Annotated in this window: 10 protein-coding genes; all 10 read right to left on the reverse strand. The window is 29.5% G+C overall.

What is annotated here, in order from left to right; all coding sequences use genetic code 11:
• Positions 1-54: 54 nt before the first annotated feature.
• On the reverse strand, positions 55-1254 hold the full coding sequence (locus X924_RS09160) for an alkaline phosphatase (protein ID WP_121958607.1): 1200 nt from the start codon (positions 1252-1254) through the stop codon (positions 55-57).
• Positions 1255-1347: 93 nt separating this feature from the next.
• Positions 1348-2181 carry a hypothetical protein gene (locus X924_RS09165; RefSeq protein WP_121958608.1) on the reverse strand — a complete coding sequence of 278 codons (834 nt, stop codon included), beginning with the start codon at positions 2179-2181 and terminating at the stop codon, positions 1348-1350.
• Between the two features lie 25 nt (positions 2182-2206).
• A complete protein-coding gene (gene lgt / locus X924_RS09170) occupies positions 2207-3097 on the reverse strand; it encodes a prolipoprotein diacylglyceryl transferase (protein ID WP_121958609.1) in 891 nt (296 codons plus the stop codon).
• 44 nt (positions 3098-3141) lie between these two features.
• On the reverse strand, positions 3142-5487 hold the full coding sequence (recG, locus tag X924_RS09175) for an ATP-dependent DNA helicase RecG (RefSeq protein WP_121958610.1): 2346 nt from the start codon (positions 5485-5487) through the stop codon (positions 3142-3144).
• A gap of 20 nt (positions 5488-5507) precedes the next feature.
• The gene (locus X924_RS09180; RefSeq protein ID WP_121958611.1) at positions 5508-5771 is read right to left on the reverse strand and encodes a hypothetical protein; all 264 of its coding nucleotides are present in this window, start codon (positions 5769-5771) and stop codon (positions 5508-5510) included.
• On the reverse strand, positions 5771-8398 hold the full coding sequence (locus X924_RS09185) for an O-antigen ligase (RefSeq protein ID WP_121958612.1): 2628 nt from the start codon (positions 8396-8398) through the stop codon (positions 5771-5773). Before X924_RS09185 ends, X924_RS09180 begins: the two co-directional genes overlap by 1 nt.
• Positions 8399-8462: 64 nt before the next feature.
• Complete coding sequence (locus X924_RS09190; protein WP_121958613.1) at positions 8463-9314, reverse strand: dihydroorotate dehydrogenase; 852 nt, start codon at positions 9312-9314, stop codon at positions 8463-8465.
• Complete coding sequence (locus tag X924_RS09195) at positions 9305-10027, reverse strand: FAD-binding oxidoreductase (protein ID WP_121958614.1); 723 nt, start codon at positions 10025-10027, stop codon at positions 9305-9307. The genes X924_RS09190 and X924_RS09195 overlap by 10 nt, the downstream gene beginning before the upstream one ends.
• Positions 10014-11288, reverse strand: coding sequence for a dihydroorotase (locus tag X924_RS09200; protein ID WP_121958615.1), 1275 nt, complete (start codon positions 11286-11288; stop codon positions 10014-10016). Before X924_RS09200 ends, X924_RS09195 begins: the two co-directional genes overlap by 14 nt.
• Positions 11289-11601: 313 nt before the next feature.
• Positions 11602-12411, reverse strand: a complete 810-nt coding sequence (locus tag X924_RS09205; RefSeq protein ID WP_121958616.1) for a MurR/RpiR family transcriptional regulator — start codon at positions 12409-12411, stop codon at positions 11602-11604.
• Positions 12412-12433: the final 22 nt, after the last annotated feature.

Raw genomic sequence — 12433 nt, forward strand, 5'->3', positions numbered from 1 at the left:
TATTAGCAAATAATTTCATTTATGCTCGAAGAAACCACTTTAAGGGCATTTAACTTAAAAAATCTCAAAAACATAAAAAATTTCGTTATTTTTTATTAAATATGTATCATTTGGAATGTTTGAAAATAATGGAACGTAATCTATAGTGTGCCCGAATGTTCCCCAACTCAATCCAATTAAATTATTTAAGGAATCATAATAGTTTTTTATGATTTCTGATTGATACGTTATGTTTTTTGTTGAATTTTTTGAGGCATAAAATTCCTCTTGTAAATCTTCTAATAGTCCCAAAATTTTTTTAAATTCCGAATAGCTTTGACTTGAATTAAAAACGTTGATCATTTTTTCATAAGAAAATCTATTTTCTTTTATTTTATTTAAAGATAAGAATCCATCCCCCAAACTCAATCCCCCTGTTGCATGATCAGAAGTTACTATTATTAAAGTGTCGTAAGGATTACTTGCATAAAACTCTAACGCCACCTTAACTGCATCATCTAAATCAATTATTTCTTTTATCATCGAGTAAGTATCATGTGCATGGGCCGCATGATCTATTCTTCCTCCTTCAATCAAAAGGAAAAATGGATCTTCTCCAAATTTTTTTAATGCGTATTTTAAGCTCTCTTCTAAAGTTATTCTTTGTTCATTGTCTGTTAAAAATGGAAAATTTCCGTAGTACAAAGCTAAAATTTCCTTTTGAGGTATAACAGTTTGAGGAAGCATTTCACTGTAACTATATCCATGTTTTTCAACTTCTTTTTTGTCCAAATAAGCTCTGCCACCTGAGATCAAAAGGTCAAAATTACTTTTTAACAAATCTTGAACTATCTTTTGATAATCTCTCCTATTTTCAACAAAAGCATAGGCACCTGCAGGAGTTGCATCAACTAAGCTATTTGTAGAAATAACGCCTACTTGATACCCATCATTTTTGAGAAGATAAGTTAAAGGAGTTAAGGTTTTAGAGCCCTTAGTGTTAATCATATCGTTATAAGTTTTTTCTCCAGAGAGTATAGCGGTAATTGCGGCAGCTGAATCAGTAACACCGTTTAAGGAAGACGTTTCTACCAAAGCAAAATAAGGCAGTTGCATCATATTTAATGTTTCACCATATTTGTTTTCTTTATACATATTAGTTAATTGTAAATGTGGTATGCCCATTCCATCAGCTATAAATAAAAAGATGTACTTATACGAAAAAGAAAATAAAAATATCAGCAGAAACCCTATTGTTAAAATTAGTCTTTTCATTAATTTTCCTCCTTTTATTTTTTTACCTTAGAAGCTCCAAAATCGTTCTGAACCTGTTATAAATTCAAAAGCTTATTTTTAAAAGATTCTCGCTTAATAATTAAGAAATGTCTCTAAGATTTTTTCAAATTCAGAATCATCTAATCTATTAAAATTTAATAATATATATTTTTCTAATTCAAATATCTTTTTTTCATCATAATTAAAATTTTCGAGGAATTTTAAAACACTCTTTCCATATGGTTCATTGTAAAATCCTATACTTTTTAGTTCTATTTCGTTAAGGTATCTAAACTTTGAAACAGATCTCAAAAATAGCATACTGTTAACTTCACTCAACAATTCAGCCCAGTTGTCATCGTATTGATTTTTTACTTTGTACCCAAAAAAATAATGCGACAATTCATGAACAATGTCTTTATAAGAAGTTATTACATAAACTTTTGGTAAAACCTGAAAAGATCTGGCATAGTTTCCATAAATAATATATAAAGGTTCCTCTATTTCATAGATATTTTTTAAAAAGATATCTGCATTTACTATCCAATCCTTAAGCCACTCTTTATTAAAATAGTAATTTTCGAATTGGTACAAATCATTTTTTCCATTTAAAAATACCATAGCCGAACTTTTATTATTTTGCTTTTGAATTAAATTTTCGCCTTTTTGAATGCTTAAAAGACTATTTCTTATATTTAAAATGCCTAATTCTTCAAAGTTGATAATATCATAGAAAAAAAATTTTTTATTAAAAAACGTTTCTTTTATCTCATCAAAAAAAATAATATCTGTAAATCCTGTAGAAAAAATTTTAATAATTCCATCTTCTTCGATTATTAAAGTGATTGGAAATACTAAAAAAATGAAAAATAATAAAAACATTGAAAAGATTAAAATTAACTTTTTTCTATGTTTAACTGATAACATTATCGATATAACTCCTTAAGGGCCTTTATTTAATAACTTTTGTAGATTTCTTGTATCTTAAAATAAGAAAAGTTATAGCTCCAATGATTATGAAAAATATGCTGATTAGAACAGCTACTCTCATATTACCTACATATAAACTATCTGTTCTAAGCATTTCTATAGGAATGCGACCAATAGAATACAGTATTAAATATAAAGCCGTAACTTCACCATATGTTTTTCTTTTGTTTCTGATGAAATAAAAAAGTACTAAAAATATCAAAAGATTCCAGGCAGATTCATATAAAAACGTTGGATGAAAATATTCATAACTTTCAAATCCAACCATTCTATGTTCAGGGGCTATATACATTTTCCATGGAAGTTCTGTCGGAGTTCCATATGCTTCGTGATTAAAAAAATTTCCCCATCTTCCTATAGATTGAGCCAACGGTAATACAAAAGTAAATAAGTCTAAACCCTGCAGAAAAGTAAACGTACAATTTTTCTTTAGATGGGTATAAACAAAAACTGTTAAAAAAGCAGCTAAAATGGCTCCATGTATAGCTAATCCACCATGCCATATTTTTAATATTTCTGAAGGATTTTTGCTAAAATACTGTAAGTTGAAAAGGACATAATATAATCTTGCACCTATAATCCCAAAGATGATTCCTAAAGAAAGGGCATTGAAAAAATCATCCTCGCTCACTTTTTCTCTTTCAGCTTCTTTTTGACCGATAAATGTAGCTAATAATATAGAAATAGCTATTAATAACCCGTACCATCTTATTTCTAAAACTCCTATTTTAATAATAATTGGGTTAAAATACCATTCTCCAGAGAAACTTTTCGGTAATATGGTTATACTCACTAAAATAAAAGAAAAAACTGAAACCAAAAATGTATTGAAAAACACTTTATCTTTTTTCATCTTATCCCCTCTCATGTTTTTATTTATTAAAAAAATGAGTTTTTTCAAAGAACATTTATGAGTTCTAAAGAATTCCTATATTTAAATTTTAACTCTTTTTTTAACTTCTCAGAGTGTTCGAGAGCGAGCGGATTTTCTAAAAAGTTTTCTGCTTTCTTTCTCGAATTTTCTATTATCAAAATATCTTCTGAAAGATCTAAAAATTTAAATTCAGGTATCCCATGCTGTTCTAAGCCAAAGAATTTTCCAGGACCTCTCCATTTTAAATCTATCTCTGCAACTTTAAATCCGTCTTTTGTTTTAGCAAAGGCAGATAATTTTTGCTTTGTTTCATAATTCATTTTTTCGTCTATGACTAAAAAACAATAAGACTGTTTTTTACTTCTTCCAACTCTCCCTCTCAACTGATGGAGTTGAGATAAACCAAATCTATCCGGATGTTCTATAACAATAACTGTTGCATCAGGCACATCTATTCCGACTTCAACAACAGATGTCGCAACTAAAATATTGTACTCTTTGTTGAAAAATTTATCCATCACGTCGTTTTTTTCTGAGGCAGAAAATCTTCCGTGTAAAAGGCCCACATTATACTCTTTAAAAGTTTCTTTCAATTTTTCGTACATATCGGTGGCATTTTTCAAATCTAATGTTTCCGATTCTTCTATCAAAGGGTATATGAAAAAAGCTTGGTTGCCCTGTTTTAATTCTTGTTGAACGAATTCGTACAAACTATTTTGATTAGCTTGTGATACCAAGATTGTCTTTATAGGTTTTCTGCCCTTAGGCATTTCATCAATCAAACTTACGTCTAAATCTCCATAAAATGTCATAGCTAATGTTCTTGGAATAGGGGTTGCAGTCATTACCAAAATATCAGGGTGAGTGCCTTTTTTTATTAGCTCTAATCTTTGATTTACTCCGAATCTATGTTGCTCATCTATTACGATAAAACCTAATTTTTTAAATTCCACATCTTGCTGAATAATTGCATGAGTGCCTATGACAACATCTATTTGTCCTAATTTTAATCTTTCTTTTATAGAAATCTTTTCATTTTCCTTAGTTTCGCCTATAAGTAACTCCACTTTTAATCCTAAAGAGGTTAAATCTTTCGAAATTCTTTGAAATTGTTGTTTCGCCAAAACTGATGTAGGAACCATAACCGCTACTTGATAACCTGCTTCGCAAACGTCGACAATAGCTAATTCTGAAACTACAGTTTTTCCTGAACCAACATCTCCTTGAAGAAGCCTATTCATAGGATATGGAGACATCAAGTCTCTCTTTATTTCTTCATAGCATCTTTTTTGAGCATCGGTTAATTTAAAGTTTAATGATTCTATAAATTTTTGCGAAAGTTTTCCTTCAATATCTTTTTGTTCGACTCTTTTGGTTTCTTTAACTTTCAACTTTACGTATAAGATTGCTATTTCGAATAATATGGCTTCTTCATATTTTAAAGAACACAAAGCTCTATCTTTATGGTAAAGGCTCAAGGGAAAATGCAGACCTTTTAAACGTTTTTTCAAGCTTAACATATTAAACTCTTTTAAGAACTCATCCGGTATAAAGTCTTCTAAGAAAAAAGTTTGTTTTATAACTTCTTTTGCGATATTTCTCATTGTAGTTTGGAATAAGCCGGTTGTCAATGGATATATAGGAAGAATCTCTTTTTTAAAGTCCTCTTCTTTTTCTAAAATCTGAAAATCTGGAGATTTCATTTGTTTTAATCCATAAGAGAACTCTATTTTCCCATAAAAAGCAGCTTTTACACCTTTCTTCAAATATGATTTAACATATCCTTGATTGAAAAAAGTAACTATAATAACACCTGTATCGTCTGCCACAGAAAAATTCAAAATGATTAATCCTTCGTTAATTTTTAGCTCTTCATAATTAATTACTTTACCTATAATAACCCCTTTTTCATTTTCTTTAGCAGAAAAAATTTTTGTTACTTTTCTTCTATCTTCGTAATCACGGGGAGGAAAGTAGAAAAAATCATATAAACTGGAAATATTTAGTCTTTTTAACAGCTCAGCCCTTTTTGTACCTACATGTTTTATATATTTTATGTCTGTGAATAATGCAAGTTCTTTTTCGGGTCTTTCAGTAATTTCATCTATTAGATACTTTTCTTTTAATTCTCTTATAGATTCTTTTAAACCTTTTAATCTTTGTTCTCTTCTATCTTCCGGAAGTAGTTTTAAAGGTTTTACATACGCCAGTATTTTCTTAATATCTTCTAAAGCTCCAATTTCTGTGATTTCTGAAATATTATTTTTTACAAGGTTATAAAAACTTGGGAAGATATCTTCCCAAGTTTTTATGTTTTTTTCTTTCAATTGAATAATATATTCAAAAGTATTTAGGATGTCTTCAATCATTTTTGTTACCTACCTTAAAATCAAAACTCGCTATTTTTTGCTGTCTTTTCAATTATAATTTTATCATTTTTTTTATACATTTTATAGCCATTAAGTTCAATGTCTTTAATTTCTCCACTTTCTATCAATGGTTTTATTTGTATGAGTGAAGCATTTTCTATATAAAAACTTTTTAAGCTTCCTTCAAGAGTTTTTCCATAAGACATTACTTTTAAATAAACAGAATATACAATTAAAAACCAACTTAAAGATAAAAACAATAAAAATATCATCACTTTGTTCACTATTTATTGACCTTTCTCATAAAAAATTCATAAGCTTCTAAAAAGCTATCTATCCTTTCTTTATAAGATTTATAAATATTAGTATTATCTTCTTTTATTTTTTTATTGTACTCATAAACATCTTTATAATTTTCAACTACTATTCTGGCTAACTCTTGCTTTGGATTTAAATCTGTTATTAAAGTATAAAATTCGGTTAATAAATTTAAAGAACCATCTGGAATACCTCTGTTCTTTTTAGCCATATAGTAAGTTGCCATACCTTCTTTTTTTGAAATCTGGTCAATTTGCTTTATTATTTCACTTTCGGGATACACTGATCTCAATCTAACTGTAAGAAGCATATACTCATAATAAACATCTTCCCATTCAGGGAATCTATTCCATCCTCCAGGCAATATGTATATGGCTTGATTCTCCCAATGATGAAAACTTTCATAAGCTTGGTTTTGTAGCGTTTGTATTTTTAATATTTCTTCTTCATTTGGCATGTAATTTTTAAGCTGTTGATAAAGGACTATGATGTTATAATATATTCTTCCTATTAATCTGTAAGCGTTTTTTTCGTTAAAAGATAAATAAGTATATTCTAATTGGTTTATACCGTCATACAACGATTGAATAGTAAGAAGAAGTTCTTTTGCGTTATTATTTAAAGTCTCTTCGTAAAGAGGTTCTACTGTGTCTCTCAAAGCTTTATCTGGGAACGGCATTAAATCTAAAGCTCCTTCGAACTCTCGAATCATGAATTTATATTCGGGAAGTTCCATATTAAATACCTTTGGCAGATCCTCATATGTTAAATAATTTTTTCGAATATCAGACGTAAATAACTGAGACATATAAAAAGAAGCTTTACCAAAATTTGGGTTTCTATTTAAAGATTTTAAAAAATACTCAAAAGCTTTTTCATAGTTTTCAAAGGATTGTTGTTCATATTCATTTTTCAATTTTTCATATTTATCAATCTCTGATTGAATTTGTTCTATATTTCTTGTAATTCTTTGAAATTCAAGAGTCGAAACATTACCAGTAGTAAGCTGCTTTTGCAAATTACTTTTTTGATTCTCAAGTTGAACAAGGATATTAGGAATTTGATTTTTAGAAGCATCCTGCAATGCCACCATAGAATTGTATTTTTCGTTTCCTAATACAAAATAGGCTTCAGATAACGTTTCATTTATCTTGAAATAAGTTGTAATAATCGCTACTATCATTAGTGGAAGAAAAATCATGTATCCTTTTTTAAAATTAATAGTTCTTACTTTTTCAGAAAACTGTTTTGAAACAGCACAAGACAAAATAAAAACGCTTAGAATAAGATTTGGATGCATGTGAAACGCAAATTCTGTAAATGCGTGAATAACCATTACTACAGCACTCCATCCAAATAATGTAAACAATAAAACTTTATTATCTTCGTCTTTTTCCTTTTTTAGGGTTTTAAAATATATAATTATTAAACTAATCAACATCAATATTATCGAGGTAAACCCTATAATTCCTGTTTCCCCCAACACTTGGAGATAATCGTTATGGGCACGTTTAAAATTGTTCCACGCGTACAAAAACCTTTCTGGATTTTCTTGTTGAACTTCCGCTAAATAGCGGACTGAATAAACAGGATAAGTAGATATACCGCTTCCAAAGAAAAAATGATTCTTGTGATTTTCATCGCTGAATTGTTTTATAGCGGAACTCCATGATAAAATCCTTTCATCCCAAGAAGAAACAGAAGTTAAGCTAGCCAAACGATCGGAGGCAATTACTTCTCCACCTTTGTTAAATGGTGTTTCAAAACTAAACATTAAAAACAGAAACGCAAAAACACTTATCACTAATATGAGCCAAAGTCTAAACTCGTGGCTTTTTATATAAGTTTTTAAACTATCTTTTTTTATAGAAAGAAGAAAAGAAATAATAGCAAAACCCATACCCACAAAAGTAGCAAGGTATATAGAACGAGTTTGAGCTAATAAAATTACCCAAAACATTATGAAAACATTAATTAAACCATACAATCTTATATATACATTTGTGTTTTTTCTCAAAGTAAAATATACAGAAATAGGTAGTAACTGAGCCAAATAGTCTGACACAAAATTCGGATTACCTATAGTAGTTCTTAGAGTGATTCTTTGAGAAGGATCACCATATTTACCGAAAAAGATATCATAACCAAAAAATTTATTTAAAAGCCCATCAAAAGCAATTATCGTACCAGTTATCATGAAAACAAAAAGCCCATATTCTATAAACTTGAAATCTTCACCAAAACGTGTTGTAACCAAATATGAAAAGAAAACAATCAAAACAATATAAAAAGCTATATTTGATGCCGCCGGTAAATAATGTTTATTTTCCATGTAGACAGATATCAAAGAAAGAAAAGCAGACACGCTAAAAAAAGATAAAAACATATGTGCATAAGTGTACTCAAATTTTGCAGATTTAGAAAAATATTTTATAAAATAATAGAACACGATAATTAACATAAATATCGTAAATACAAGATGCTTTTGTGTAGAATATTCATAAACGAATTTTGGAGCCATTAAAAAAGGTATTAATGCAAATAGAATGAGCATTATAAGGATATCATTAGGTAATTTAGCTTTCTCTTGCAAAAAGATACGCCCCCATTGAAGATTTTAAAATATTATATCATAGATTAATGATATTCATCTATAGCTATGTTGAACTTTCATCTAATCCTTCAATGATGTGCATAGGAAGTTGTGGATCCAGCATAACTCCATAACCTATTCCTACTAAGGTTGCTCCTACAGCTAAATATTCAAGGACGTCAGTTTTGCTGACAACACCTCCCATTCCTATTATTGGAATTTTTGGAAACAATTTTTTTACTCTATAAACACTGGCAAGCCCTAAAGGTTTGATTACTGGACCACTAATACCCCCATATCCACGTTTTAAATCCATATTTCTATCTTTAAGGCTAATCTTTGTTCCTTTGGGAGCATTTATCAAAGTTAAACCATCTGCCCCATTTTCAACACATATTTTGGCAAGTTCTTCGAGGTTTCCTTCTATTCCTAATTTTACAAATAGAGGCTTATGAGTAGCGTTACGAGTCTCTTTTATAATCTTTTTAGTTTCTTCTACGTCATTTAATATCACACTTCCTCCTTTATCCACATTAGGACAAGAAAGATTCAATTCGTTAATCTTTATTTTAGTATTTTCCAACGCTTTTATCATATAACAAAATTCATTAGAATTATATCCTCCAATGCTTGCAATTATGTTGGTATCGAACTGTTCTAAAAAAGGTAGATCATTTTTCAAAAATTCTTCAAAGCCTGGGTTTTCCAATCCTATAGAATTTATCACCCCATTTTCTATATTTATTATACGTGGAGGTGGATTACCAATTTTAGGCTTATAAGTAATCGTCTTTGTTGTAAAACCACCTAATCTTGAAAGATTTATATAATTACTAAGTTCTTTTCCATTCCCGCCTGGACCTGATGCTATCACTATTGGATTTTTAAATTTTATACCACATATGTTTATATCCATTCTAAGTTCACCTCATCGGCCTTAAATATAGGTCCATCTTTACAAATCATCTTTATTCCTTGATTGGTTTGGACTGGGCAACCCTTGCATAATCCAGCTCCACATCCCATATTCTCTTCTAAAGAAACGTAAGATTTTGTTTTAAGCATAGGGAAAAATTCAAAAAAATTTTTTATAAGGTTTTTACTACCACAGACTAAAAAATCACATTCTCGTATTTGAGATATGTTTTCAGATAAATATTCTAAAGGAGTTTTTCCAACCTTTTCGTCTACGTAAAGAGTTAAATCAGAAAAGAGTGTTTCTACATATTTTTCTTTAAAAGCAAAAACATAATCCTTAACCAGTTGTGGATATTTTTTATAAAAATATATCAATGGTGCAGAACCGCAACCACCACCTAATAAAAAATATTTATCATTTTTTTCGATTTTATTCAAAAAAGGTATTCCGTATGGTCCTCTAAGTAATACTTCATCCCCAGATTTAAGTTTAGAAAGATTTAAAGAAAATTGTCCTACAATTTTTATAAATAAAGTAATAAAATTTCCTTCTTCATTCATTATAGAAAAAGGTTTGGGCAAGTTGACATCATCTTTTACCTTGATCATTATAAATTGTCCAGGCTGCGAATGTAAAGGTTCGTCTAATTTTAATTCCAAAATAAAATAATCTTTAATTAACCTTTTTTCAGTTATCTTAGCCAATATCATATTTTATTTCTCCCTCCACAAAGGTTTTTTCGACAACCCCTGGTAATCTTTCCCCTAAAAAAGGAGTATTTTTGCCTTTGGATAAAAGAGAAAGTTCATCAACTACCCAGAATTTTTCAGTATCTAATATTACTAAATCCGCAAAATATCCTTCTTTAATGTCCCCAACATTTTCAATGCCAAATATCTTTGCAGGATAATAAGTAACCTTTTTTATCAAATCAATAAAGTTAATATCATATTTTTGAGATAATAATATTAAAGAAGATAATAAGGTTTCGACTCCTGAGATCCCATAAGGGGCACTTTGAAATTCTACTTGCTTTTCCTTTTTGGAATAAGGTGCGTGGTCAGTCACTATAATGTCTATAACTCCTTCTTGTAATCCTTTTAAAAGTTCTAATTGATCTTTCTGGGTAGGTAAAGGGGGATTAACCTTTTTATTGGTAGAATAATCTGAAAGATCTTTATCAGTGAAAAGTAAGTGATTGTGTGTTACTTCTGAAGTAACCATTACTCCTTCTTTTTTTGTTTTTCTTATTAAATCAACAGAAGCCTTTGTAGAAAGATGGGCAATATGAACATGAGTTTTACAATATTTTGCCAGTTCTATATCTCTTGCGACCATTACAGATTCTGCGATATCAGGAATACCTTCTATACCATAATGTTTTGAATAATAACCTTCTCTAACATGCCCATTTCTTGATAATTCTTTTACTTCGCAGTGATTTATTATAGGTAAACCAATCTTTTTTGAAAGTTGTAAAGCTTTTAACATTATGCAAGAATCTTCGACAGGATTTCCATCATCGCTAAAGGCTATTACTCCTTTCTCACCCATTGCTAACATATCTGTTAATTCTTTTCCTTCACGATTTTTTGTTACACTTCCAATTGGAAGAAGTTTTGCTAAATTCAACTTTTCCGATTTTAATTTCAAATATTCTACAAGGAATGGATTGTCTATAGCTGGTTCCGTATTAGGCATAACTCCCACAAGAGTTATTCCACCATGTAAAGCTGCTTTTAAACCACTTTCAAGATCTTCTCTATGTTCAAATCCTGGTTCTCGAAGATGTACGTGCATATCAATTATTCCTGGAATCAAAGTTTTACCACCTGTATCGATTATTTTGTCAAATTTTTCTTCTATTTCATCTTCTGCTATTTTAGAAATAATCTTATCTTCAATTACAATATTTTTGATTCCATTGGTTGAATGAGAGACAACGTTTGCATTTTTTATAAGAGTTTTCATAAATTACCTCCTTTTAGTACGATAATACTATCTTTAGAAATTATAAACTTCACATTTTATGGATATTTTAGCGTTTGACTTTTTATAAAATACCTCCAAATTCTAATTTTAAATCGTTCTCTATTTTTCTTGACTTCTTCGGTACTCATATCGAAAGAATGCAGAGAGTTCTGCGCACTTACTGTTATAAATTCAAAAGCGTATTTTTTAAAATTATTATTTCTAAGTCTCTAAATATTTTATCGCAAAAAATTATTTTTTAATCTTACATAAAATAAAAACACTTGCAATTTTAGCAAGTGTTTTTATTGTATTATGAGAATCTTTTAGTTTTCATTGCCTGTACCACGTTACTTTCTTTTGTCCCTATTTGTATTTTTGAAACAACTGCATTATATAACAATTCAACCATAAACATCTCTCCGATTCTAATTGCGGTGAATTCACTATCGTTTGGTTCGCCCGCAGACGTATACAAAACCAAATTAACAATTTTAGACAAAGGAGAATTCACACCAGAAGTGATACCTATTGTGAAAGCACCGGCTTCCTTGGCTACTTGAGCAGATTTGTACGTATCTCTAATTACACCTGAATGACTTATGGCAACAACAACATCTTCTTTTTCCAAGTTTGAAGCTACAATAACTTGCATATGTGGATCAGAATAGGCTACAGAGGAAAATCCTAAAGCTGCGAATTTTAAAGATGCATCCAAGGCAATTGGAAAAGATCTTCCTACTGCATAAAACAATAGCTTTTTACTTCTAATAATAATATCAGAAACTTTATCAATTTTTGTTCTATCCAACTCTGTCTGTATATCACTAAGAGATTTAATAACTTTGTTGAAAACAGTATCAAAAATATCTTTTACTTCTTTTGTTTCAGGAATAGGCATACTTAACTCTCTTGCTAAATCTATTTTAAACCTTTGATAACCTGAATAACCTGCTTTTTTTAAAAGCCTGTATACAGTAGTTTCGCTTGTTCCTGCCCAATTTGAAAGTTCTGTTATACTATAATGAATAACGTCTCCCGGACGTTCTATAATGTATTGTGCGGCTTTTTTTTCAGTATCGGTTAAAGAGTTAAATAAACCTTTTATCTTAGAAATAACCATCTAAAAACACCTCTTAATACTT

This window comes from Petrotoga sp. 9PWA.NaAc.5.4 (assembly GCF_002895485.1).
Taxonomy (GTDB): domain Bacteria; phylum Thermotogota; class Thermotogae; order Petrotogales; family Petrotogaceae; genus AZRK01.